At 38.6% G+C, this 25845-nt stretch carries 27 protein-coding genes; 25 read left to right on the forward strand and 2 right to left on the reverse strand.

Annotated features, from left to right (window positions below):
• Positions 1-5: 5 nt before the first annotated feature.
• A complete protein-coding gene (locus ACFX4W_RS09160; RefSeq protein WP_013059251.1) occupies positions 6-140 on the reverse strand; it encodes a YqzM family protein in 135 nt (44 codons plus the stop codon).
• 326 nt (positions 141-466) lie between these two features.
• Between ACFX4W_RS09160 and holA the strand changes: the two genes are divergently transcribed.
• Positions 467-1483: a DNA polymerase III subunit delta gene (holA, locus tag ACFX4W_RS09165; protein WP_043976175.1), complete on the forward strand. Its 1017-nt coding sequence runs from the start codon at positions 467-469 to the stop codon at positions 1481-1483.
• Between the two features lie 34 nt (positions 1484-1517).
• Here the strand turns inward: holA and rpsT are convergent, their stop codons facing one another.
• Positions 1518-1784 carry a 30S ribosomal protein S20 gene (gene rpsT / locus ACFX4W_RS09170; protein WP_013059249.1) on the reverse strand — a complete coding sequence of 89 codons (267 nt, stop codon included), beginning with the start codon at positions 1782-1784 and terminating at the stop codon, positions 1518-1520.
• Positions 1785-2040: 256 nt separating this feature from the next.
• On the opposite strand from rpsT, the gene gpr reads away from it, so the two are divergent.
• The 24 genes from gpr (at position 2041) to era (ending at position 25788) form a co-directional block, all read left to right on the forward strand.
• Positions 2041-3153 carry a GPR endopeptidase gene (gene gpr, locus ACFX4W_RS09175; protein ID WP_043976177.1) on the forward strand — a complete coding sequence of 371 codons (1113 nt, stop codon included), beginning with the start codon at positions 2041-2043 and terminating at the stop codon, positions 3151-3153.
• 84 nt (positions 3154-3237) lie between these two features.
• Positions 3238-3573 carry a DUF3679 domain-containing protein gene (locus ACFX4W_RS09180; protein ID WP_013085063.1) on the forward strand — a complete coding sequence of 112 codons (336 nt, stop codon included), beginning with the start codon at positions 3238-3240 and terminating at the stop codon, positions 3571-3573.
• Positions 3574-3701: 128 nt separating this feature from the next.
• Positions 3702-5525, forward strand: coding sequence for a translation elongation factor 4 (gene lepA / locus ACFX4W_RS09185; protein ID WP_013059246.1), 1824 nt, complete (start codon positions 3702-3704; stop codon positions 5523-5525).
• A gap of 175 nt (positions 5526-5700) precedes the next feature.
• Positions 5701-6840, forward strand: coding sequence for a radical SAM family heme chaperone HemW (gene hemW, locus ACFX4W_RS09190; RefSeq protein ID WP_043976183.1), 1140 nt, complete (start codon positions 5701-5703; stop codon positions 6838-6840).
• Between the two features lie 91 nt (positions 6841-6931).
• Positions 6932-7960: a heat-inducible transcriptional repressor HrcA gene (hrcA, locus tag ACFX4W_RS09195; protein ID WP_043976185.1), complete on the forward strand. Its 1029-nt coding sequence runs from the start codon at positions 6932-6934 to the stop codon at positions 7958-7960.
• A 105-nt stretch (positions 7961-8065) separates the two neighbouring features.
• Positions 8066-8626, forward strand: coding sequence for a nucleotide exchange factor GrpE (gene grpE / locus ACFX4W_RS09200; RefSeq protein WP_013059243.1), 561 nt, complete (start codon positions 8066-8068; stop codon positions 8624-8626).
• Between the two features lie 30 nt (positions 8627-8656).
• A complete protein-coding gene (gene dnaK, locus ACFX4W_RS09205; RefSeq protein ID WP_013059242.1) occupies positions 8657-10474 on the forward strand; it encodes a molecular chaperone DnaK in 1818 nt (605 codons plus the stop codon).
• 235 nt (positions 10475-10709) lie between these two features.
• Positions 10710-11840, forward strand: coding sequence for a molecular chaperone DnaJ (gene dnaJ / locus ACFX4W_RS09210; protein ID WP_013059241.1), 1131 nt, complete (start codon positions 10710-10712; stop codon positions 11838-11840).
• Positions 11841-11957: 117 nt separating this feature from the next.
• On the forward strand, positions 11958-12899 hold the full coding sequence (prmA, locus tag ACFX4W_RS09215; RefSeq protein ID WP_043976702.1) for a 50S ribosomal protein L11 methyltransferase: 942 nt from the start codon (positions 11958-11960) through the stop codon (positions 12897-12899).
• A 19-nt stretch (positions 12900-12918) separates the two neighbouring features.
• Positions 12919-13671 (forward strand): 16S rRNA (uracil(1498)-N(3))-methyltransferase, encoded by a 753-nt coding sequence (locus ACFX4W_RS09220; RefSeq protein WP_043976188.1) that lies wholly within the window; start codon positions 12919-12921, stop codon positions 13669-13671.
• Positions 13672-13676: 5 nt separating this feature from the next.
• Positions 13677-15035, forward strand: a complete 1359-nt coding sequence (gene mtaB / locus ACFX4W_RS09225; RefSeq protein ID WP_025750549.1) for a tRNA (N(6)-L-threonylcarbamoyladenosine(37)-C(2))-methylthiotransferase MtaB — start codon at positions 13677-13679, stop codon at positions 15033-15035.
• Positions 15036-15261: 226 nt separating this feature from the next.
• Positions 15262-15435, forward strand: a complete 174-nt coding sequence (gene rpsU, locus ACFX4W_RS09230) for a 30S ribosomal protein S21 (RefSeq protein WP_013059237.1) — start codon at positions 15262-15264, stop codon at positions 15433-15435.
• 15 nt (positions 15436-15450) lie between these two features.
• Positions 15451-15894, forward strand: coding sequence for a GatB/YqeY domain-containing protein (locus tag ACFX4W_RS09235; RefSeq protein ID WP_013059236.1), 444 nt, complete (start codon positions 15451-15453; stop codon positions 15892-15894).
• 178 nt (positions 15895-16072) lie between these two features.
• Positions 16073-17404 carry an NfeD family protein gene (locus tag ACFX4W_RS09240; protein ID WP_043976189.1) on the forward strand — a complete coding sequence of 444 codons (1332 nt, stop codon included), beginning with the start codon at positions 16073-16075 and terminating at the stop codon, positions 17402-17404.
• Positions 17404-18387: a flotillin-like protein FloA gene (gene floA, locus ACFX4W_RS09245; RefSeq protein ID WP_013059234.1), complete on the forward strand. Its 984-nt coding sequence runs from the start codon at positions 17404-17406 to the stop codon at positions 18385-18387. Before ACFX4W_RS09240 ends, floA begins: the two co-directional genes overlap by 1 nt.
• 31 nt (positions 18388-18418) lie before the next feature.
• Complete coding sequence (locus tag ACFX4W_RS09250; RefSeq protein ID WP_043976190.1) at positions 18419-18880, forward strand: hypothetical protein; 462 nt, start codon at positions 18419-18421, stop codon at positions 18878-18880.
• A 59-nt stretch (positions 18881-18939) separates the two neighbouring features.
• Positions 18940-19224 (forward strand): sporulation protein YqfC, encoded by a 285-nt coding sequence (gene yqfC, locus ACFX4W_RS09255; RefSeq protein ID WP_013059232.1) that lies wholly within the window; start codon positions 18940-18942, stop codon positions 19222-19224.
• A gap of 16 nt (positions 19225-19240) precedes the next feature.
• The gene (gene yqfD, locus ACFX4W_RS09260; RefSeq protein ID WP_016765592.1) at positions 19241-20428 is read left to right on the forward strand and encodes a sporulation protein YqfD; all 1188 of its coding nucleotides are present in this window, start codon (positions 19241-19243) and stop codon (positions 20426-20428) included.
• 3 nt (positions 20429-20431) lie between these two features.
• Positions 20432-21406 carry a PhoH family protein gene (locus ACFX4W_RS09265; protein ID WP_043976192.1) on the forward strand — a complete coding sequence of 325 codons (975 nt, stop codon included), beginning with the start codon at positions 20432-20434 and terminating at the stop codon, positions 21404-21406.
• 63 nt (positions 21407-21469) lie between these two features.
• Complete coding sequence (locus ACFX4W_RS09270; protein WP_043976703.1) at positions 21470-23578, forward strand: HD family phosphohydrolase; 2109 nt, start codon at positions 21470-21472, stop codon at positions 23576-23578.
• Positions 23575-24045, forward strand: a complete 471-nt coding sequence (gene ybeY / locus ACFX4W_RS09275; protein ID WP_025750544.1) for an rRNA maturation RNase YbeY — start codon at positions 23575-23577, stop codon at positions 24043-24045. The genes ACFX4W_RS09270 and ybeY overlap by 4 nt, the downstream gene beginning before the upstream one ends.
• Complete coding sequence (locus tag ACFX4W_RS09280) at positions 24029-24400, forward strand: diacylglycerol kinase family protein (protein WP_043976196.1); 372 nt, start codon at positions 24029-24031, stop codon at positions 24398-24400. The genes ybeY and ACFX4W_RS09280 overlap by 17 nt, the downstream gene beginning before the upstream one ends.
• Positions 24401-24491: 91 nt before the next feature.
• Positions 24492-24890, forward strand: coding sequence for a cytidine deaminase (locus ACFX4W_RS09285; RefSeq protein ID WP_014458192.1), 399 nt, complete (start codon positions 24492-24494; stop codon positions 24888-24890).
• Complete coding sequence (era, locus tag ACFX4W_RS09290) at positions 24883-25788, forward strand: GTPase Era (protein ID WP_013059225.1); 906 nt, start codon at positions 24883-24885, stop codon at positions 25786-25788. The genes ACFX4W_RS09285 and era overlap by 8 nt, the downstream gene beginning before the upstream one ends.
• Positions 25789-25845: the final 57 nt, after the last annotated feature.

The following is a 25845-nucleotide window of genomic DNA, read 5'->3' on the forward strand; positions in this document are numbered from 1 at the left end:
CAATTTTACGAACCCAAGTAGTGAATCACAGTTGCAATAACAAATAAGGCAGTGAAAAAGCCAAATGAAACACCAAATCCTACGGCAGAATCGACAGCGTCGTTGCGTTTACTTTGGACACTTTCTTCAAATTGGTTCATTAACACCCCTCCTGTTTACAGTATAATCTAACTTTTTTTAAAAATCTAGACAATTTAAAAGCGTTTTCACAAACTGACAACAGTTAACAACTATACTTTATGGACATGAGGAGAAAATAGAGATAAGGGTTTAATCATTAACAAATAAGTAACCTAGGGCTTATATTGTTAATGTTTATCATAAACTGAGGAATTGTCGTTTTAAGGCAATTCCTTTTGTATTGTTGCCAAAAACTCATAACACCTTTACGATAGAAATTGTATTTTGTTTATCAGTAACTATACATAATCAATATAGATGAATAAAAAAGAGGAGCGTATATACGTTGGCAGTTGATAGCTTAAAAAGTATTACCAAAAATAATATAGCCCCCGTTTACTTAATACACGGGGTCAATGCATTTATGAGTAAAAAGATTAGAGATAAAATCGTCGGCTATACGTTAAATGAAGAAGATAAAGAATTTAACTTGTCACTATACGATTTAGAAGAAACATCGATTGATCAAGTTCTAGAAGATGCTGAAACGCTTCCTTTTTTAGGAGACAAGCGTGTAGTGGTTGCGAAAAATGCAGCATTTTTAACGGCTGAAAAATCGAAAGATAAAGTAGAGCATGATCTAGCAAAACTGCAGCAATATGTGGAGCAGCCCCCGTCTTTTTCAACGTTAATTCTACTAGCCCCTTATGAAAAGCTGGATGAAAGAAAAAAAATAACAAAATTATTAAAAAAACAAGCAGCTTACATCGAAGCGAACGAATTTGGTGAAAAAGAAATGAAGCAGTGGATTCATAATTTACTTTCAAAAGATGGAGTGAATATGGATGAAGATGCTGTGACGCTGCTTATTCAGCTTGTGGGTCTTAATGTAACGCTTGTGACAAATGAAATTGAAAAAATGGTGTTATACGTTGGACAAGACGGAGTCATTACAAAAGAAGTTGTGCTTAAGCTTGTGGCAAAAACGCTTGAACAAAATGTATTTACACTTATTGACGCTGTTATTCAGCGAAAGGTTTCTACTGCTTTAAATATGTATCAGGATTTACTGCGTAATAACGAAGAGCCTATTAAAATTTTATCTTTGTTAGCGACGCAGTTTCGTTTGATTTATCATACGAAGCAGCTGTCTAGTCAAGGGTACGGTCAGCAGCAAATTGCTCAAACGATTAAGGTTCATCCGTTTCGTGTGAAAATTGCTTTGCAGCAGAGCAGAAGTTTTGAGGAACAGCAGCTTAAAGAAATTTTAAAGGATTTAGCAGAGGCAGATTATGAAATGAAGACGGGGAAAATGGATAAAGCGCTTATTTTACAGCTGTTTTTATTAAAAAGAGCGCAATAAAAAAACGATCCTAATGGGATCGTTTTTGTCTCAATTATGCAGATAAACCGTTAAGTTTTACTGCTAAGCGAGATTTTTGACGAGCTGCAGCATTTTTGTGGATAATACCAGATTGTGCAGCTTTGTCTAATTTTTTAGAAGCAACAGCAAATGCTGCTTTTGCGTTATCTACATCGTTGTTTTCAACTAAAGCTTCAAAGTTTTTGATTGCAGTACGCATAGCTGATTTAGCTTGAATGTTATGAGCACGGCGAGCTTCAGTAGTTTTTACACGTTTGATAGCTGATTTAATGTTTGGCATCCGTTTCACCTCCCGAAATGATAACAATCGAGATTATATAGAACTCGACATTCTTCACAATAAGAACAAAAGATATTTTATCAAACACAAGGACAGAATGCAATAGCCTTGACAAGGAATTTTATATGACAGAGCTCTCTTTAAAAGCTTGTAGCTGATATTGCGCCCTTCCTTCCACTTTTCATTTCTTAAATGCATGAATCTGCCAGTCCTCGGTGACAATAATTTCAACAAAGATTGTCTAGGAGGTTAAGAAATGGAAAAAGAACTTGATTTAAGTCAATATAGCGTGCGCACGGATTTAGCTGTCGAAGCAAAAGACATAGCGTTAGAAAATCAGCCTAAACCGAATAATCAGTCAGAAATCAAAGGCGTAATTGTAAAAGAAAAAGAAGAACAAGGTGTCAAAATTTCAATGGTAGAAATTACGGAAGAAGGCGCAGAAGCAATCGGTAAGAAAAAAGGCCGATATGTAACCCTTGAATCGGTAGGCATTCGCGAGCAGGATACTGAAAAGCAAGAGGCCATGGAAGAAGTATTTGCTAAAGAGCTGAATTTTTTTATTAAAAGCCTCAACATTCCAGATGATGCTAGCTGTCTTGTAGTGGGTCTTGGAAACTTAAGTGTTACACCAGATGCGCTTGGACCAAAGGCAGTAGATAATTTGTTGATTACAAGACATCTGTTTGAGCTACAGCCTGAAAGCGTGCAAGATGGCTTTAGACCCGTTAGCGCCATTGTCCCGGGAGTAATGGGAATGACGGGTATTGAGACAAGTGATATTATCTTTGGCGTTGTAAAGAAAGTGAATCCAAATTTTATCATTGCAATCGACGCGCTGGCCGCTCGTTCGATTGAACGGGTAAATGCGACCATTCAAATTTCAGATTCAGGTATTCATCCGGGGTCTGGGGTTGGAAACAAACGCAAAGAAATCAGTTATGAAACACTTGGCATTCCAGTTATTGCAATAGGTATTCCAACGGTGGTGGATGCTGTTTCCATTACAAGCGATACAATTGACTTTATCTTAAAACATTTTGGCCGAGAAATGAAAGAGCAGGGAAAGCCGTCTAAGTCGCTGCTTCCGTCTGGTATGACGTTTGGAGAAAAAAAGAAGCTCACGGAGGATGATTTACCTAATGAAGAGCAGCGTCAAACGTATCTCGGTATGATTGGCACCCTTCCCGATGAAGAAAAAAGACGTCTTATTCATGAAGTGCTTGCACCTTTAGGCCATAATTTGATGGTTACGCCAAAAGAAGTGGATATGTTTATTGAAGATATGGCTAATGTAGTTGCAGGAGGACTTAACGCTGCTTTGCATCATGAAGTGGATCAAGAGAACTTTGGAGCCTATACTCATTAATACGCTTTTAGATGAATGAGTTCTTCACAATATAGTCATAATGGTTAGTACTACAGAAGATAAAGAAGTAAGGGGCCTAATAATATGATTAAATTTACTTTAAAATCAGTAGTGCTAACCATTTTTTTACTGTGCATTGTATTTTTAGGGATGCAGACGGCTCAGCAAGGGTTGATTAAAATGAAGGGATATAATGATCCTTCGATTGAACATGTTATTAATGTTTCTAAAACGTCAGATGGTCAGGTGGAAGCGGCTGTTTTAGGTTCAAAAAAAGTCGTGAATATTGACGAAAAACAGCAGTTTCTAGAAAAACGAAAGGCTTTTAACTTTTTCTCCTCGCTAGGTCAAAGTTTAGCGGAAGGCGTGAAAAGTACAATAGGAAAAGCTTTTAAGGCTATCCATCATCTTCTTAATTAAAAGCAGAATCTCTTTCTGCTTTTTTGTATGGAAAAATCCCCAATGGAATGCTTATTGAATGTTGACGAATGTGTTGTTATAATTTAGTTTAGTGTATTTTGCCGATTTTCAGTAGGAGTGAAAAAAATATGGATAGAGAAGCAAGATTGAAACGACAATCGAAAATCAGAAACTTTTCGATTATTGCTCATATAGACCACGGTAAGTCAACATTAGCAGACCGTATTTTAGAAAAAACAAATGCGTTAACACAGCGAGAAATGAAAGCTCAGCTTTTAGATTCGATGGATTTGGAACGTGAACGTGGAATTACCATTAAATTAAATGCTGTGCAGCTTCAATACAAAGCAAAAGATGGAGAAGAGTATACTTTTCATCTAATTGATACACCGGGACACGTCGATTTTACATATGAAGTGTCGCGAAGTTTAGCCGCGTGTGAAGGTGCAATTCTAGTAGTAGATGCAGCTCAAGGTATTGAAGCTCAAACACTAGCAAACGTGTATTTAGCACTTGATAACAACCTTGAAATTTTACCTGTTATTAATAAGATTGACCTGCCGAGTGCAGAGCCAGAGCGAGTGCGTCAAGAAGTTGAAGACGTAATTGGATTAGATGCGTCGGAAGCTGTATTAGCTTCAGCTAAAGCAGGAATTGGTATCGAAGAAATTTTAGAACAAATTGTTGAAAAAGTTCCTGCTCCTGAAGGGGATCCAGATGCACCGCTTCAAGCGCTGATCTTTGATTCATTTTATGATGCATACAGAGGTGTAGTTGCATCTATTCGTATCGTACAGGGACGAGTAAAAGTAGGCGACAAAATTAAAATGATGGCAACAGGAAAAGAGTTTGAGGTAACGGAGCTAGGTGTGTTAACGCCAAAAGCCGTTGCTAAAGATGAACTTTCTGTTGGCGACGTAGGGTTTTTAACAGCAGCTATTAAAAACGTTGGAGATACGCGAGTAGGGGACACGATTACACTTGCTAAAAATGGAGCAAGTGAACCTCTTCCTGGTTATCGTCGTCTGAATCCAATGGTATACTGCGGACTGTATCCAATTGATACAGCAAAGTATAACGATCTTCGTGAAGCACTAGAAAAGTTAGAGCTAAATGACTCTGCACTTCAGTTTGAACCAGAGACGTCTCAGGCCTTAGGGTTTGGTTTCCGCTGTGGATTCTTAGGGTTGCTTCACATGGAAATTATCCAAGAGCGTATTGAACGCGAATTTAAAATTGATTTAATTACAACAGCTCCAAGCGTTATTTATGACGTGTATTTAACAGACGAGACTCATCTGTCTGTAGATAATCCGTCTAATATGCCGGACCCACAAAAGATTGAACGTGTGGAAGAACCGTATGTAAAGGCAACGATGATGGTACCAAACGATTATGTAGGTGCTGTGATGGAGCTTTGTCAGAAGAAGCGAGGCAACTTTATTGATATGCAGTACTTGGACGCTAATCGCGTGAGTATTGTATATGAAATTCCACTGGCTGAAATTGTATATGATTTCTTTGATCAATTAAAATCAAATACAAAAGGCTATGCTTCGTTTGATTACGAGCTTATTGGATATCAGCCTTCGAAGCTTGTGAAGATGGATATTCTCTTAAACGGCGAAACGGTCGATGCACTGTCCTTTATCGTACACAGAGATTCGGCGTACGATCGTGGTAAAGTCATTGTAGAAAAGCTTAAAGAGCTTATTCCACGTCAACAGTTCGAAGTGCCTATTCAAGCGGCAATCGGTCAAAAAATCGTCGCGCGCTCAACAATTAAAGCCATTCGTAAAAACGTTTTAGCAAAATGTTACGGAGGAGATATCTCTCGTAAACGTAAACTTCTTGAAAAACAAAAAGAAGGTAAAAAACGTATGAAGCAGGTCGGTTCTGTTGAAGTACCGCAGGAAGCATTCATGGCTGTGCTTCGCATGGACGAAGATTAATAGCTGAAATTCTATTATTTAACATGTCAAATTAGTTTTGAAAATCAAGCTAATCTGATACGATAGTAAAGAGTTTTGAGCGCTGTAAATAAGTGTGAACAAACATAGATAAAAATACCGCAGAGAGACTCTGCGGTATTTTTATCATTTATAAATGTGATTGAGGTGGAAGTCCATGGTGAAGGCAGCATATCTGCATATCCCGTTTTGTCATCATATTTGTCATTATTGTGACTTTAATAAAGTGTTTTTCAAAAATCAGCCCGTTATGCCGTATTTGGAAAGCATGCGAGAAGAAATGAAACAAACAGTCGAACGTTATCCAACGACCAATTTAAACACGATATTCGTTGGGGGCGGAACGCCCACAGCCTTAGATGAACAGCAGCTGGAGTATTTTTTAGAATCGATTCGTATGTACCTCCCTTATGACGAAAAAGGTGAGTTTACATTTGAAGCGAATCCGAATGAATTGACAAAAGAAAAGCTTCAGCTTCTCCATGATTATGGTGTGAATCGTTTAAGCATTGGTGTACAAACGTTTAATGAAAGATTATTGGAGAAAATTGGACGTGTGCATTCAAACAGACAGGTATTTGATTGTGTTGAGCAAGCGAGAAGGATTGGAATGTCGAATATAAGCTTAGACTTAATTTATAGCCTGCCGGAGCAAACGGTAGCTGATTTCTCTTCGACGCTTCAAACGGCTTTTTCATTAGAGGTGGAGCATATGTCTGCCTATTCGTTGATTATTGAACCTAAAACGGTGTTTTATAATTTAATGAACAAAGGGAAGCTGCCTCTGCCTGCTCAAGAAGAAGAAGCAGCTATGTATGAGCTGCTCATGAAAGAAATGGACAAACAAGGTTTTCATCAATATGAAATCAGTAATTTCGCAAAGCCAGGCTACGAGAGTATTCATAATTTAACATATTGGAACAACGACGATTATTACGGAATTGGCGCAGGCGCACATAGCTATATAGACGGAATAAGACGAGCAAATATTGGACCATTAAAAAAGTACATTGATTCGGTTGAGCAAAACGGAAATGCATATCTCAATGAAGTGAGCGTGACCGAGGCTGAAAAAATGGAAGAAGAAATGTTTTTGGGCCTTCGTAAAACGAAGGGAGTCTCAAAAGAGGAGTTTAAGAAAAAATTCAATCGAGAATTAAAAGATGTATTTGGAGAACCTATTCAAGAATACAAAGAGAAAGGACTTTTGGGTGAAGACAACAGCTCAGTCTTTTTAACACACAATGGTCGATTTTTGGGGAATGAAGTTTTTCAAGCCTTTATTGGGATAATCTAATATCAAATCGTTGACATCGCTATAGTGATTTGGTAATTTATTATTAGATTTAGCACTCAGAGTTTTAGAGTGCTAACAGAGGTGATGAAGCGTGCTTACTGATCGACAGTTATTAATTTTACAAGTCATTATTGATGATTTCATTCGATCTGCGCAGCCGGTAGGCTCTCGAACATTATCTAAGAAAGAAGAGTTTAATTTTAGTTCGGCTACGATTCGTAATGAGATGTCAGACCTAGAAGAACTTGGATTTATTGAAAAAACTCATACTTCTTCAGGGCGCGTTCCGTCTGAGAAAGGTTATCGTTATTATGTTGATCATCTAGTGTCCCCGGAGCACTTGAAAGCAAGCGACGTTTCCACGGTACGTTCGGTATTCGCTGAACGCATTGTAGAACTGGAGCAGCTCGTTCAAAAGTCAGCGCAAATTTTATCTGATTTAACGAGTTTAACGTCTATTGTGCTAGGACCAAAAGCGGTCAGCCATAAGTTAAAACAGCTGCAGATTTTACCTTTAACGGCTCAGTCAGCTGTTGCCATTATTGTGACCGATACAGGACACGTTGAAAGTCGGACGATTACGCTGCCGAGCAGTATTCAACCTTCCGATATTGAAAAAATGGTTAACATTTTAAACGAAAAGCTCATCGGCGTTCGCATTACTGATTTACATGATAAAATGTACAAAGAAGTAGCGACGCTCTTAAAAAGCCACATTCAAGGATATGAGCAGACGATGGATATACTCAATGATGCATTAAAGCTCAACATGAATGGCAAATTAGTAGTTGGCGGCAAAACGAATATGTTTGCTCAGCCGGAATTTCATGATCTTAATAAAATTCGCGGGCTGTTTAACATTATTGAACATGAACAGCAGTTTTATAAGCTGTTAAGCCCAAATGAGGCTGGCATACATGTGAAAATCGGTCATGAAAATAAATTGAATGAAATGGTAGGGTGCAGCTTAATTACAGCTAGTTATTCCTTTGGTCACGAACAGCTTGGTACAATTGCTATACTGGGACCGACCCGCATGGAATATGCGCGTGTGATTAGTTTGCTTACGCTGCTGTCATCAGATATGTCTCAAGTGTTAACAAACTTGTATAAAGAATAAAGGAATCGGGTGGAATATATTACTTCCATCCTTTCCCTGTGATAAAATAAAAAACGTTGTTTAAAATGTGAAAATGTGTGTAAACATTTAAGGGAGGTGAATGAATTGTCAAACGAAAAGCAAGTAGAAGAACAAAACGAAGAAGTGGTTGAAGAAGTTCAAACAGACTCTGCTGAAGCAACTGAAGCTGAAGTGTCTGAGGAAGTAAACCCTCTTCAACAAGAAAATGATCAATTAAAGCAACAGCTTGAAGAAGAAGAGAATCGCTACTTACGTCTACAAGCTGATTTCGATAATTTCCGTCGTCGTTCACGTCTCGATGCAGAAGCTGCTCAAAAATACCGTGCTCAATCATTAGTTTCGGATATTTTACCAGCACTTGATAACTTTGAACGTGCATTACAAGTTAACACAGCGGATGAACAAACTAAATCCGTGCTGCAAGGTGTAGAAATGGTATACCGTCAATTAGTAGAGGCACTTCAAAAAGAAGGTGTTGAAGCAATTGAATCAGTCGGGAAAACATTCGATCCATACGAGCATCAAGCAGTGATGCAAGTAGAAGACGATGAATACGAACCGAACACAGTAGTAGAAGAGCTTCAAAAAGGTTACAAATTAAAAGATAAAATCATCCGCCCTGCGATGGTTAAAGTGAATCAATAACACTACATATTATGAAGGAGGTCATTGTCAATGAGTAAGATCATTGGTATCGATTTAGGTACAACTAACTCTTGTGTCGCTGTATTAGAAGGCGGCGAACCAAAAGTAATTCCAAATCCAGAAGGAAACCGTACAACGCCATCAGTTGTGGCATTCAAAAACGGTGAGCGTCAAGTTGGGGAAGTAGCGAAACGTCAAGCTATTACAAACCCTAACACAATTATTTCAGTTAAACGTCATATGGGTACAGACCATAAGGTTGAAGCAGAAGGCAAGCAATACACGCCTCAAGAAATGTCAGCTATCATTCTTCAACATTTAAAAGGGTATGCTGAAGAGTATTTAGGTGAGCCTGTAACAAAAGCTGTTATCACAGTTCCTGCTTACTTTAATGATGCTGAGCGTCAAGCAACAAAAGATGCTGGTAAAATTGCTGGTTTAGAAGTAGAGCGTATTATTAACGAGCCTACTGCAGCAGCACTTGCATACGGATTAGAAAAAACAGATGAAGATCAAACAGTTTTAGTTTATGACCTTGGTGGCGGTACGTTTGACGTATCTATTCTAGAACTTGGCGACGGCGTATTTGAAGTTCGCGCAACTGCAGGTGACAACCGCCTTGGTGGTGACGACTTTGACCAAGTAATCATCGACTATTTAGTCGCTGAATTCAAAAAAGAAAACGGCGTTGATTTAAGCAAAGATAAAATGGCGCTTCAACGTTTAAAAGATGCGGCTGAAAAAGCGAAAAAAGATTTATCAGGCGTAACATCTACACAAATTTCTTTACCATTTATCACTGCTGGAGAAGCTGGCCCTCTTCACTTAGAGGTATCTTTATCACGTGCTAAATTTGACGAGTTATCAGCAGGCCTTGTAGAGCGTACAATGGCTCCTGTGCGTCAAGCTTTAAAAGATGCAGGCCTTTCTGCAAGCGAACTTGATAAAGTAATCTTAGTTGGTGGTTCAACTCGTATCCCAGCGGTACAAGATGCAATCAAAAAAGAAACTGGTCAAGATCCTCACAAAGGTGTAAACCCTGATGAAGTAGTTGCACTTGGTGCAGCAATTCAAGGTGGCGTATTAACTGGTGATGTAAAAGACGTTGTATTACTAGACGTAACGCCTTTATCACTAGGTATCGAAACAATGGGTGGCGTATTTACAAAGCTAATTGAGCGTAATACGACGATTCCAACAAGTAAATCACAAGTATTCTCAACGGCTGCAGATAGCCAAACGGCTGTAGATATTCATGTTCTTCAAGGTGAGCGTCCAATGTCTGCAGACAACAAAACGCTAGGTCGTTTCCAGTTAACTGATATTCCACCTGCACCACGCGGAGTACCTCAAATCGAAGTATCATTCGATATTGACAAAAACGGTATCGTAAACGTTCGTGCAAAAGATTTAGGTACAAACAAAGAGCAAGCTATTACAATTAAATCTTCAACAGGTTTATCAGATGACGAAATCGACCGCATGGTAAAAGAAGCGGAAGAAAACGCAGATGCTGATAAGCAACGTAAAGAAGAAGTGGAACTACGCAATGAAGCAGATCAATTAGTGTTTACAACTGAAAAAACACTAAAAGATCTTGAAGGAAAAGTAGAAGAAGCTGAAGTAACAAAAGCTAACGAAGCAAAAGATGCTTTAAAAGCAGCGATTGAAAAGAATGACCTTGAAGAAATCAAAGCGAAAAAAGATGAACTTCAAGAAATCGTTCAAGCGTTAACTGTAAAATTGTATGAGCAAGCTCAACAAGCTCAGCAAGCAGGTGAACAAGGCGCTCAAAATGATGATGTTGTAGATGCAGAGTTTGAAGAAGTAAACGACGACAAAAAATAATGCATCTTGACGACTAACGTGAATGACGCCATGGTGCGATTCACATCTTTTTAAAAAGTCAAAGTCAAGCTTATTTCTTGGCTTTGACTTTTTTAACGTGGAAAAGCGAAAGGGAAAGTTTTTCACTTGGCTCTCTGCGCGCACGGGAGCAATAGAAAGTAACTTTTATGTTGCTATGGAATTATTAATAATGATACAATTACGTTTATGTGAAACGATTCGGGAGTGAGTATTGATGAGTAAGCGAGATTACTATGAAGTACTCGGTATCAGTAAGAGCGCTACAAAAGATGAAATAAAAAAAGCATACCGCAAGCTTTCTAAACAATATCATCCAGATATTAACAAAGCGGAAGATGCTGCTGACAAATTTAAAGAAGTAAAAGAAGCATATGAAGTATTGAGTGATGACCAAAAAAAAGCACAATACGATCAATTTGGTCATACTGATCCAAATCAAGGCTTTGGCGGCTTTGGTGGAGGCGGCTCAGACTTTGGCGGCTTCGGCTTTGAAGATATTTTCAGCTCGATCTTTGGTGGTGGTGGTCGCAGACGTGACCCTAATGCTCCGAGACAAGGTGCCGATTTACAATACACGATGACACTTTCTTTTGAAGAAGCTGTTTTCGGAAAAGAAACAACAATTGAAATTCCACGTGAAGAAACGTGTGAAACATGTCACGGTTCAGGTGCAAAACCTGGAACAAAAGTCGATACATGTTCGCACTGTAATGGTTCAGGTCAGTTAAACGTTGAACAAAACACGCCGTTTGGCCGCGTGGTAAATCGACGTGCGTGTCATCATTGTAATGGTACAGGAAAAATCATTAAAGACAAATGTGCAACGTGCCACGGTGACGGTAAAGTAACAAAACGACGTAAAATTAATGTTAAAATTCCAGCTGGTGTAGATGATGGTCAACAGCTGCGCGTAAGTGCTCAAGGAGAACCAGGGGTAAATGGTGGTCCTCCGGGAGATTTATACGTAGTGTTCCACGTGCGCACTCATGAATTCTTTGAACGTGATGGAGACGATATCTACTGCGAAATGCCTTTAACGTTTGCTCAGGCAGCGCTAGGTGATGAAGTAGAAGTACCAACTCTACACGGCAAGGTGAAGTTGAAGATTCCTGCTGGTACACAAACGGGAACGAAATTCCGTTTAAAAGGAAAAGGTGTGGCAAACGTACGAGGATATGGTCAAGGAGATCAGCATATTCACGTTCGAGTTGTAACTCCCACAAAAATATCAGAAAAACAAAAACAATTATTGCGTGAGTTCGCTGAACTGAGCGGTCAAGAAGCCGTTGATGAGCAGCATGATTCCTTTTTTGCAAAAGTAAAACGAGCAATTAAAGGAGAATAATTGTCTTTCATAGTAAACAGAGACAGGTTGGTAAAGGTACTTTGCCAACCTGTCATCTGTCATGTTCATATTTAAAATCCTATATTACTGAAGGCAGAAAGGATGAAGTTGGTAGCAATGAAATGGTCTGAAATTTGTATTCATACAGCGCAAGAAGCAATTGAACCCATCTCTCATATTTTACATGAATCAGGAGCTAGCGGGGTAGTCATTGAAGATCCTGCTGATTTAGTGAAAGAAAGAGATACAACTTTTGGTGAAATCTACGATTTAAACGTAGAAGACTACCCAGAAGAAGGTGTAGTGATTAAAGCATATCTTCCAGTTAACAGCTTTTTAGCAGAAACTGTGGATGGTATCAAAAAAGAAATTAATGGACTGCTTGTTTACGACTTTGATTTAGGAGCTAACAAAGTTACGATCAGTGAAGTGAACGAGGAAGAGTGGGCCACTGCTTGGAAAAAATATTACCATCCCGTGAAAATTTCAGAGCGTTTTACGATTGTACCAACTTGGGAAAACTATGAAAAAGTCAGCACAGATGAATTGATTATCGAGCTTGATCCCGGAATGGCTTTTGGGACAGGTACGCATCCAACAACGGTTATGTCTCTTCAAGCATTGGAAAGAACAGTGAAAGCAGGAGATACTGTTATTGACGTGGGTACAGGTTCAGGAGTGCTAAGCATTGGCGCAGCTCTGTTAGGAGCAAGTAATGTACAAGCTCTAGACCTTGATGAAGTAGCCGTCCGTTCTGCTCGCGAAAATATTGAACTGAATCAAGTTGGGAACGTCGTAACAGTAGGTCAAAACAACTTATTGCAAGGTATAGAAGGACCTGTTGACATTGTTGTGGCGAATATTCTAGCTGAAGTAATCGTTCGTTTTGTAGACGATGCTGCAAAGGTATTAAAGCCAGGAGGCATGTTCATTACATCAGGTATTATTAGTGCGAAAAAAGAAGATGTCAAAAAAGCGCTAACGGGAGCGGGCTTTGTTATTCAAGAAGTAACGCTTATGGAAGACTGGGTAGCAATTATTGCGCAAAAACAAGCTTAACAAGTGAGAAGGTGTCAAGATGCAACGTTATTTTCTGCCAAATGATCAATTTCAAGAGCAAAGTGTCATAGTGACACAGGATGATGCCCATCATATCTCACGCGTCATGAGAATGAATGAAGGGTCACAGTTTATTGCCTGTAATGAACAGGGGCAAGCTGCTTTGTGTGAAATTGAAAATATTTCCGCTAACGAAGTGAAAGCATCTATTATAGAATGGATAAGCGAAGAAAAAGAGCTTCCAGTCCATGTTACAATTGTGAACGGTCTGCCTAAAGGGGATAAGCTCGAGCTTATTATCCAAAAAGGGACAGAACTTGGGGCGTATAAGTTTATCCCTTTTATTGCGGCTCGTTCAGTTGTTAAATGGGATGATAAAAAGAGTCAAAAAAAAGTAGATCGCTGGAACAAGATTGCTAAAGAGGCTGCAGAACAATCTCATCGTACGATTGTACCAGCAGTAGAAGCCCCAATTTCTTTTAAAAAGCTAGTAGAAATTAGCGGTGACTATACTCATAAAGTTGTAGCCTATGAAGAAAGAGCAAAGCAAGGAGAAACATCTCATCTGCACGCTGTTCTTTCGGCTTTAAAACCGGGCCATTCCGTGCTTGTGGTTGTAGGCCCCGAGGGTGGTTTGACCGAGCAGGAAGTAGAAGTATTAGAAGAAAATGAATTTACAATAAGCGGATTTGGTCCGCGGATTTTACGAGCAGAAACAGCTCCTTTATATGCGCTGTCTGCTATATCTTATCAAACTGAGTTAATGAGGTGACGATTATGTCAACAGTTGCTTTTCACACGCTAGGGTGTAAAGTAAATCACTATGAAACAGAAGCAATTTGGCAATTGTTCAAAGGCCAAGGCTATGAGCGTGTTGAATATGAACAAACTGCCGATGTATATGTAATTAATACATGTACGGTAACAAATACAGGAGATAAAAAAAGCCGTCAAGTTATTCGTAGAGCTGTGCGGAAAAATCCAGATGCGGTTATTTGTGTAACTGGGTGTTATGCTCAAACTTCGCCAGCTGAAATTATGGCCATTCCTGGTGTTGATATCGTAGTAGGTACACAAGACCGCGTTAAGATGCTTGATTATATTGAACAATTTAAAAAAGAGCGTCAGCCGATTAACGGCGTAGGAAACATTATGAAAACACGCGTATATGAAGAGCTAGATGTACCGGCTTTTACAGACCGTACGCGTGCTTCGTTAAAGATTCAAGAAGGCTGTAACAACTTCTGTACATTCTGTATTATTCCATGGGCGCGCGGTTTAATGCGATCTCGTGATCCTAAAGAAGTAGTAGCACAAGCACAGCAGCTAGTGGATGCGGGCTATAAAGAAATCGTGTTAACAGGTATTCACACTGGCGGATACGGAGAAGACATGAAAGATTACAATCTTGCCCAGCTTCTTCGTGATTTAGAGTCTCAAGTAAAAGGATTAAAACGCATTCGTATTTCATCAATTGAAGCAAGTCAAATTACGGACGAAGTGATTGAGGTACTAGATCAATCAGAAATGGTTGTACGTCATTTGCATATTCCTCTTCAATCAGGTTCAAATACGGTATTGAAGCGCATGCGTCGTAAGTATACAATGGAGTTCTTTGGTGAGCGCTTAAACCGTCTGAAAGAAGCTCTTCCTGGATTAGCGATTACATCAGATGTTATTGTTGGCTTCCCAGGTGAAACAGAAGAAGAGTTTATGGAGACGTATAACTTTATTAAAGAGCACGGTTTTTCAGAGCTTCATGTATTCCCGTATTCTAAACGTACAGGTACGCCAGCGGCTCGTATGACCGACCAAATTGATGAAGAAGTAAAAAATCAACGTGTGCATCGTTTAATCGAACTTTCAAATCAATTGGCAAAAGAATATGCTTCAACGTTTGAAGGAGAAGTACTAGAAGTAATTCCGGAAGAAAAATATAAAGAAGATCCTGAAAGTGGTTTATATGTAGGATATACTGATAACTACTTAAAGGTTGTGTTTAAAGCGTCTGAAGAAATGGTTGGAAAGCTTGTAAAAGTGAAAATTTCAAAAGCTGGATATCCTTATAATGAAGGTGAGTTTGTTCGCGTGCTAGATGAGGTTCATCTTCAAGATCAGGTGAAAATGAGCTCATAACACTTATTGAAAAGCTGCGTGTATACGCAGCTTTTTTCATACGTGTAAAAAAGCTGAACGAGTAATGTTTTATCAAGAAAGTTCATAAAATAAAGGGGGAATAACTGCATTACTTTATGTAAAGCGGTTGACCTTAAGGAATCATTATATTATAATTGCAAAAGACATGTCTAACATGTCATTTCATTATGATGTTAGTGGTTTTGTTCGGAGGGAGGGAATTAGAATGTCAAGAACAGTTGTTCGTAAAAACGAATCGCTTGAAGATGCTCTTCGTCGCTTCAAACGTTCAGTTTCAAAAACTGGTACGTTACAAGAAGCAAGAAAGCGCGAATTCTATGAAAAGCCTAGCGTAAAGCGTAAGAAGAAATCTGAAGCTGCTAGAAAACGCAAGTTCTAATAAGAGGGTGGATTTATGAGTCTTCTCGAGCGTTTAAATAGTGATATGAAACAAGCGATGAAAAACAAAGAGAAAGAGAAGCTTGGGGTCATTCGTATGGTCAAAGCATCTCTTCAAAACGAAGCCATTAAGTTAGGAACCGACCTAACTGAAGCAGACGAGTTGACGGTTATTTCTCGCGAATTCAAACAACGTAAAGACTCCCTCCATGAATTTGAGAAAGCAGGTCGTCAAGATCTTGTTGATAAAATTCATTCTGAATTAGCGGTTTTAGAAGTTTACGCTCCTAAACAGCTAACTGAAGAAGAGTTATCTGAAATTATTAAAACGACGATTGAAGAAACGCAGTCTTCCTCTAAAGCTGATATGGGGAAAGTTATGGGAGCGCTTATGCCGAAAGTAAAAGGCAAAGCGGATGGCTCTCTTGTTAATAAGCTTGTCCTTCAACACTTATCATAAAAAACACCTTACCTTGTGTAAGGTGTTTTTTATATGGATAATAATCGAACGTATGTTTTATTTTTCTTGTGCAAAGAATAAAATAGATAAATTTTAAAAAATTTGAAACTATTGTTAAAGTTATTCGTATATACAGATACATGCTCATACTATCTATGGAAGGAGGGAAGTGTATTCGGTGAAAACCTTATTTTCTTTCGTGTGCTTTCTTATCTTAGCCACTGGGTTATTCCCCACTATTAGCACCGCTGACGTGAAGCGTGTACACGTTATTCCTGTAAATAAAACGGTAGAAAATGGACTGCTTTCTTTTCTAAACAGATCCATTAAAGATGCGGAAAATGACGGTGCAGATTTGATTATATTGGACATAGATACTCCTGGAGGAGCTGTAGATGCAGCTTCTGAAATAGCTAAAAGCTTAACCTCAACACCTATTCCTACCGCTGCTTTTGTCGATAAAAAAGCATTATCAGCCGGAGCGTATATTGCACTTAACGCCGATCAAATTTATATGACACCCGGTTCTACAATGGGATCGGCAGCAGTGATTGACCAACAGGGAAATGCCGCAGGAAAAAAAGCTCAGTCCTACTGGTTATCGGCTATGAAGAGCGCAGCAGAACAAAATAACCGAAACCCTAAATATGCAGAAGCGATGGCAAATACCAAGATGGTAATACCTGAGCTCAACTTAAAAGGAAATGAATTGCTGACGCTCACTCCTAAGCAAGCCGAGCAAGTTGGTTATTCAGAAGGGACTGTAAAAAATTTAGACGGTCTCCTAAGCGTACTTGGCTATGAAGATGCTAAACTGACGTATGCGAAAATGAGTGTAAGTGAACAAATTGCTCGTTTTCTTACCCATCCGCTTGTTGTTCCCATTTTATTATCCATTGGTGCTTTAGGAATTGTAATTGAATTGTTTACGCCTTCATTTGGTATTGCGGGCTCTATTGGAATAGCTTCACTTCTTTTATTTTTCTATGGTCATATGGTAGCAGGATTAGCTGGCATGGAAGCGCTCGTTTTATTTATAGCAGGAATTATATTGCTTCTGTTAGAGATTGTAGTACCAGGCGGAGTTTTAGGACTACTAGGACTTGGAGCTATCATTTTAAGTTTTTTTATGTCAACAGATAATAATGTCCAAATGGGAATTTCTCTTGTAATTGCAATAGTGGTGGCACTGGGAGGTGCGTTGGTGATGATGAAATTTTTTAAAAGGAAGCTTACACCTTTCAAAAAAATGGTGCTTAATGATTCACTTAATACTGAATCTGGCTACGTGTCGAATCAAAATCGTTATGAATTAATAGGAAAACAAGGTAAAACAACAACACCGCTTCGTCCTTCAGGTACCGTGCTCATCGATGAAGAGTATGTGGATGTAGTCACTGAAGGCGGATATTTAGACAAAGATGTGTTAGTAAATATTATAAAAGTAGAGGGATCAAGGGTTGTGGTGCGGAAGCTTACAGAGCCTTTGAAAAAGGAGGACCTTAATTAATGGAAGTAGGTAGCGTATTGTTTTTTGTAGTTATTGGTCTAGCAATTATTGCTTTAGCTGTTTTTTTCACTTTTGTACCGATTATGCTATGGATTTCAGCATTAGCAGCAGGTGTTCGTATTAGTATTTTCACACTGGTCGGAATGAGACTTCGTCGAGTGATACCATCTCGCGTTGTGAACCCGTTAATTAAAGCAAGTAAAGCAGGTTTAGGTATTACCATTAATCAATTAGAAAGCCACTATTTAGCAGGCGGTAACGTTGACCGTGTGGTAAATGCGCTGATTGCAGCGCACCGAGCAAATATTGAGTTAACATTTGAGCGCGGAGCAGCTATCGACTTAGCGGGCCGTGATGTGCTAGAAGCTGTACAAATGAGCGTTAATCCAAAAGTTATTGAAACACCTTTTATTGCAGGGGTGGCTATGGATGGAATCGAAGTCAAAGCAAAAGCTCGAATTACTGTTCGTGCAAACATTGATCGACTAGTAGGGGGAGCTGGAGAAGAAACGATTATTGCCCGTGTTGGCGAGGGGATTGTTTCTACAATCGGTTCGCAAAAAGATCACAAAAAAGTATTGGAAAATCCCGATATGATTTCTCAAACGGTGTTAGGAAAAGGACTGGATTCAGGAACAGCGTTTGAAATCTTATCCATTGATATTGCTGACATCGATATTGGTAAAAATATTGGGGCAGTTCTTCAAACAGACCAAGCGGAAGCAGATAAAAATATTGCACAAGCAAAAGCCGAAGAACGTCGTGCTATGGCCGTTGCTCAAGAACAAGAAATGCGTGCAAAAGTAGAAGAAATGCGTGCAAAAGTAGTAGAAGCAGAAGCAGAAGTACCGTTAGCGATGGCAGAAGCACTGCGCTCTGGCAATATTGGCGTCATGGATTATATGAATATTCAAAACTTGACTGCTGATACGGATATGCGTGATTCAATCGGGAAAATGTCTAAAGAAGACGATGAGAAATAATGAATCAGCTTAACAAGGAGGTTTTCTCCTAATGAATATCGTTGAAACGCTTATTAAACTAATTATTAATAATGCTTTCATTTTTGTCATCATTGGAGGAATTATTTTTAACGTTGTGCAGCGTTTTATGGCTCAGTCAAAAGAGGAAGAACAGCAGCGTTCTAAAAGAGCTCCTATGCCTCCTGTAAACAATCCTTCAAGGCGGGAAAGACCTAGATATCGACCTGTCAAAGAAGAGCCAAAAACAGCTCGTATGGAGCCGGAAACTGTTTCTTCAGCAGAAACAAATCCTTTGCAAGAAAAATTGGAAGAGCTAAAAAATCGTCCGTATCATGAACCATCTATTCAAAAGAAAATCACAGTTGACAAACCAAAAATCACGGGTGAGAAAAACGTTTTTAAGCCCATTTCTCGTAAAGAAGCTGTTCAAGGAGTGATATGGTCCGAAATTCTAGGGCCGCCAAAATCGAAACAACGTAAATATAAACGATAAATAGATGTGATACATTAACCCCCTTTCTCATAAACATGAGATGAAAGGGGGTTCTTTTTATGAGCAAAAAGTGGAGACACCAAATGAAAAGATGGATGACAAAAACAATGGAACTACCCGCTGATGTATTAATGGATCTTCCCCGTATTACGTTAGTTGGACAAATACACATTTATATTGAAAATCATAAAGGTTTATTAGCCTTTTCTGATACTGAAATACGCGTGTTACTAAAACAGGGACAAATGTTAATTCGAGGTGAAGGACTGGTCATTAAAGTAATACTGCCAGAAGAACTGGTTTTAGAAGGTAAAATCAATCAAGTTCTTTATTTAGAACAATAACACAAGGAGGAAAAAAATGAAGAATGGATGGACAAACTTTGTTATTGGTACCGTACGTATTCGAATTGTTGGAAAAGGAATTGAACGTTTTTTAAATAATTGTGTGAGACAACAGATTATGATTTCGAATGTCCATAAAGTTGACGGTCAGCTAGCGACAGCAACGATATTATTGAAAGATGTAAAAAAAATTCGTATACTAATTCGCAACGCAGATTGTAAAATTTATTTTATAAGAGGCAGAGGTTTTCCTTTTTTAACAAAACGAGTGATCAAAAATAGTGGATTTGCTTTAGGTTTTCTTTCTTTTTTTATTATTCTTGGTTTGCTTTCCAACATGGTGTGGAAAGTGGAAATTAGCGGTGCAGAACCACAAACGGAACATCAAATGACTAAGCAGCTTGCCAAAATAGGTGTGAAAAGAGGAGAGTTTCAATTTCTGTTAGAAAGTCCTGAAAAAATTCAGCGCTATTTAACAGATAATATGAACAATATTACCTGGGTGGGAGTAGAAGTGCGCGGCACTTCTTATCACTTCCAAGTGGTTGAAAAAAATGAGCCCAAGCCTCAGCAAAAAACACCTTACCAACATTTAATTGCTAAAAAGAAAGCCATTATTACGAATTTGTTTGTCGAAAAAGGACAACCTTTAGTCAAGGTTAATGATTTTGTCAACGAAGGCGAGGTCCTAGTTTCCGGTATTATTGGAAACGAAAAAAATAAAAAAGTAGTAGCTGCTAAAGGGAAAGTCTACGGTGAAACATGGTATAAGTCTGAGGTGGAAGTGCCTTTAAAAACTGATTTTCAGGTATTAACGGGTAATGGATATACGAAGCACTATTTAGATTTTCAAGCTTTTAAAATGCCTCTTTGGGCTTTTAACAAAGAAAAATACGCCTCAAAGGTGACAGAAAAAGTGGAGCATCCACTCTATTTTTTTAAATGGAAATTACCTCTGTCGTATGAGAAAGTTGCTGTACGAGAAGAACAGAACTCGCAGCGCGTCTATTCTAAACAAGAGGCGGTGGAAAAAGCTTTGGAAATCGGTCGAAAAAAATTACTATCAACTTTAGGTGAGGATGCTAAAATAAAAGGTGAAAAAGTTTTGCACCAAGAACAGGACAATGGTAAAGTTAGATTATCAATACATTACCAAGTTATAGAAAATATTGCGAACACTCAACCAATTATTCAAGGAGATTGATGAATGTCAGAACAGCTAGTAACAATTAACGTACAACTTGATGATTCAAATGAAGCCATTTCATTATTTGGCGTACAAGATGCGAATTTAAAGCGAATTGAAGAAGAAATGCAGGTCTCTATCATATCAAGAGGTGAGACTGTTGTAGTCTCCGGAAGTACAGAAAATGTTCAGCTAGTGGAAGAAATGCTTAAAAAGTTACTGAACATTATCCGGAAAAATATTTCCATATCTGAACGAGATGTTGTGTATGCGATTCAATTAGCTAAGAAAAATTCTCTCGAGTTTTTTGAAGATGTATATGAAGAAGAGATTGGTAAAAATGTAAAAGGTAAGACTATTCGTGTTAAGACATTAGGACAAAGTCAATACATTTCGGCTATTAAGAAAAATGATTTGGTATTTGGAATTGGGCCTGCTGGTACTGGTAAAACGTATTTAGCCGTTGTCATGGCCGTTAATGCTCTTAAAAATGGTCACGTGCAGCGTATTATTTTAACACGTCCTGCTGTTGAAGCAGGTGAAAGTCTTGGCTTCTTGCCAGGAGATTTGAAAGAAAAAGTAGATCCGTACTTGCGGCCTCTGTATGATGCATTACATGATGTATTAGGAACAGAACATACGCAACGCCTAATCGAACGCGGAGTTATTGAAATAGCACCTCTTGCTTATATGCGAGGTCGTACACTAGATGATGCGTTTGTTATCTTAGACGAAGCGCAAAACACCACGATGGCGCAAATGAAGATGTTTTTAACACGACTAGGATTTGGGTCTAAAATGGTGATTACAGGAGATATTTCACAAATTGATTTACCAAAAGGAGCTCAGTCTGGTCTAGCGGCTGTCTCGAAAATCCTGACCAATGTTAAAGGTATTTCGTTTGTTCATCTAGAACAGTCAGATGTTGTGCGCCATCCACTTGTGGGACGCATCGTTCAAGCGTACGAACAAGCTGACCAAAAGACCCTTTCTTAATAGGGTCTATTTTTTGTAAAAGGGGGTACGTTTGTGTCAACGTTTCGGATAATCAAGCAAACAATGGCACAGATCGAGCGATTACGGTTAATTCAAATTGGGTTATATGCCTTGTTAGGTGTAATGATGTTTGCGTCTATGTATAGCAATGTAAAGCCGCAAGAATTAGATCTCAGATTACTATCTATTTCTCCGCAAACCATTTACTCACCCGTTACCATTGAAGATAAAGAGAGCACAGAGAAAAAACGGGCAGAGGCAGAACAAGCCGTTGAAGATGTGTATACACAAAAAACAGAATACGCACAGAACCAAGTCGATCTTGTTGCATCTATTTTTGATGCGATGATGGAAGTTAATACAGAATATGAAAAAGAAGATCATGAAGATGACAGTATCGATGCCGTATTAAAAACCAAACAAAAAATGCTAGAGGACAAGCTTCCTGAAGACATTCAAAAAAACTTGCCAAAGGATACCATTAAGCAGCTGCTTCAGTCTTCTAACAGTGATTTATCGATTGCGAAAGATGCTGTAGTCACGGCCGTTCATCATGTGATGAAAGATCAAGTGAAGATTAGCGATGTAGAAGAGAAAAAAGATCAAGTAGAAAGTCAGCTTGTTTACACCAATGTCAGCAATTCTCTAAAGGATTCAATGAATGCAATTGCTAAATTCGCTATCATTCCAAACGTGATTTATGATCCACAAAAAACAGCTGAAAACCGTCAAGCAGCTGTGGAAAAAGTGGAGCCTGTCCGAATCAAACAAGGCCAGATTATCGTAGAAGAAAATCAGCTTATTAATCCTGATATATATCGTCAGCTCCAGCTCGCGGGATTGTTGAATAATAAAGGATCTATTCAGCCTTTTGCGGGGTTAGCTTTGCTGATTGTAATGATGATAGCGGGCCTCATTTACTATTTGCGTGAATTTCACACCAAGACATATCAGCCCTTGCTGTTGTATGTATTAGTAGCAACCATTACGATTGGCCTCATGAAAATCTTAAGCTTGTTTCAGCAAATTGATTTATCAGAAATTGGTTTCTTAGCTCCTGTTGCGGTGGGAGGTTTGCTGATTCGAATTTTAATGGATGAACGCATTGCTATTTTATCAAGCATTGTATTTGCTATTTGTGGAAGTATTATTTTTAATGGTGAATTAACAACCTCGTTTAATATGAACATTGGGATCTACTTTTTAATTAGCAATATTGCTGCTATTTTATTTTTAAGCAGGCAGCACAGACGTTCACGGATTTTGCAGGCAGGTCTATTTGTGGCTATGGTAAACGTAATTATCAGCTTTGCGATTATTTTTATTAAAAATGGTCATATCGGCACTGTAGAGCTTGGCTATTACAGCATGATGTCAATTGCATCTGGTGTTATCGCTTCCGTTTTAGCTATAGGTTTGCTACCGTTTTTTGAAAGTGGATTTGGCATTTTATCTACGATGAAGCTGATTGAATTATCGAGTCCTACTCATCCGCTATTACGCAAAATCTTAACCGAAACACCTGGAACATACCATCACAGCGTAATGGTGGCAAACTTATCTGAAGCGGCGTGCGAAACGATAGGAGCTAACGGTTTATTAGCGAGAGTCGGGGCTTATTACCACGATATTGGTAAAACGAAGCGACCGCAGTATTTTATTGAAAATCAAATGAATATTACTAATCCGCATGATAAACTAAGTCCTAAGACTAGTAAAAATATTATAATCGCACATGCTACAGATGGAGCGACCATTTTGCGGAATCACAAGTTTCCAAAAGAGATTGTAGATATTGCAGAGCAGCATCACGGAACCACTCTGCTTAAGTTTTTCTATCATAAGGCACTCGAACAAACAGAAGAAAAAATTGATGAAAAAGAATATCGCTATCCTGGACCAAAGCCTCAGTCGAAAGAAGCAGCGGTTATTTGCATAGCTGATAGTGTAGAAGCAGCCGTAAGGTCAATGTCCAATCCGACTCCGGAAAAAATTGAGAACTTGGTGCGAAATATTATTAAAGATCGCTTGCAGGACGAGCAGCTTAGCGAGTGTAACGTAACGCTCAAAGAGCTAGAGTTAATTCGCCAAGCACTATGTGAAACTTTAAATGGGATTTTTCATTCCCGAATCGAATATCCAGAGATAAAAAAAGAGAAGGTGAAGGTATGAGTTTAGTTATTGATTTTATTGATGAAACAAACGAAGTAAGTGAAGAACAGCAAAAAGAGCTTGAAAAGCTGCTTGAAGCCGCTGCTATATATGAAAATCTGCAAGAGGATGCAGAAGTATCCGTTACATTTGTGGATAATGATCGAATTCAAGAAATCAATCATCAATACCGCCATAAAAATCAGCCAACGGATGTAATATCGTTTGCGCTAGAAGAAATGGGCGAAGATGAAATGCAAATTATCGGAGATGAGATGCCAAGAGTCCTAGGGGACATTGTCATTTCGATTCCAAAAGCTCATGAGCAAGCAGAAGAATACAATCACTCGTTTATGAGGGAGCTAGGATTCTTAACAGTTCACGGTTTCTTGCACTTGCTTGGATATGACCATGAAACATCAGAAGATGAAAAAGAGATGTTTACACGTCAAAAAGATATTTTAGAACAATATGGACTCTCGCGATAAAAAGGGGATAGCTAAAGTTGTCAGTAGCTTTGGTTATGCAATAGAAGGGTTTATCTATGTTTGTAAAACACAGAGAAATATGCAAATTCACGTAGCAGCTTCTTTCATCGTCCTTTTCTTAGGAGCCGTGCTGTCAATTACAGCTGGTGAATGGGTGGTTGTGCTGCTTCTGATTGCAGGCATGTTCAGCTTGGAGTTAATGAATACAGCGGTTGAAAAAGTTGTCGATTTAGTTTCTCCTGAATATCACATACTAGCAAAACACGCAAAAGATGCAGCCGCAGCCGCGGTGTTGGTCTATGCGTGTTTTGCTGTCCTTATAGGAGGAATTATTTTCTTAAAGTATTTGTTTTAAAAAGGATTCTTTTTGGTTCTTTACACCCCCGTGGTATAATAAAAAAGGACAAGTTAAAAGACATGTAGAAGGGCAAAAGGAGAGCGGATAAATGGATAAGACCGGACTGATTGATGAGGCGAAAAAAGCTCGTGAAATGGCTTATGTACCGTATTCAAAATTTAAAGTTGGTGCAGCTTTATTGACGAAAGATGGAAAGGTTTATCGCGGCTGCAATATTGAAAATGCAGCTTATAGCATGTGCAATTGCGCTGAGCGTACGGCTTTATTTAAAGCCTATTCAGAAGGTGATAAAGAGTATGCAGCACTTGCTGTAGTAGCTGATACTGATCGTCCTGTTTCTCCGTGTGGAGCATGCAGACAAGTAATCTCTGAGCTTTGTCCAAAAGAAATGAAAGTTATATTAACCAATTTTAAAAATGACATACAAGAATTAACTGTGGAAGAATTACTTCCAGGAGCATTTTCATCGGAGGATTTACATGAGTAATAATGAATTTAAGTCAGGTTTTGTTTCAATTATTGGAAGACCAAACGTAGGGAAATCAACTTTTTTGAACCGAGTAATTGGTCAAAAGATTGCGATTATGAGTGACAAACCGCAAACAACTAGAAATAAAATTCAGGGTGTGTACACGGAAGATCAGGCGCAGATTGTGTTTATTGATACACCAGGAATTCATAAACCAAAGCATAAATTAGGCGACTTTATGATGAAGGTAGCGCAAAATACGCTTAAAGAAGTAGATTTAATTTTATTTATGATTAACGCAACAGAAGGCTTAGGTCGAGGCGATGAATTTATTATCGAGCGTTTAAAGGACACAAAAACGCCTGTTTTCCTTGTGATTAATAAAATTGATGAAATTCATCCAGACGAATTGTTTTCAATTATCACGAATTATAAAGACTTATATCCTTTTGCTGAAATTGTGCCAATTTCAGCTTTACAAGGAAATAACGTGGAGCGTTTGCTTGATCAAATTAAGCAGCGATTGCCGGAAGGTCCGCAATATTATCCGGCAGATCAAGTAACTGATCACCCAGAGCGCTTTATTATTACGGAATTAATTCGTGAAAAAGTACTGCATGCAACGAGGGAAGAAATACCTCATTCTATTGCCGTTGTGATGGATTCTATGCAAAGACGAGATAATGGTGCTGTTTACGTGGGCGCTACAATTATCGTCGAAAGAGATTCACAAAAAGGCATCGTAATTGGAAAGCAAGGAAAGATGTTAAAAGAGGTAGGAAGAAAAGCAAGAGCAGACATTGAAGCCCTTTTAGGTTCAAAAGTATTTTTAGAACTATGGGTAAAAGTGCAAAAAGATTGGCGAAACCGAGCGTCGCATCTCCGTGACTTTGGATTTAGAGAAGACGAATATTAATCATTTGAGTTCTTGTTTGCATTGATTTATATCCCTTCATAAAAGAAGGTAATTTGT

This window comes from Priestia sp. YIM B13489, from assembly GCF_042787645.1.
GTDB classification, from domain to species: Bacteria; Bacillota; Bacilli; order Bacillales; family Bacillaceae_H; genus Priestia; species Priestia megaterium.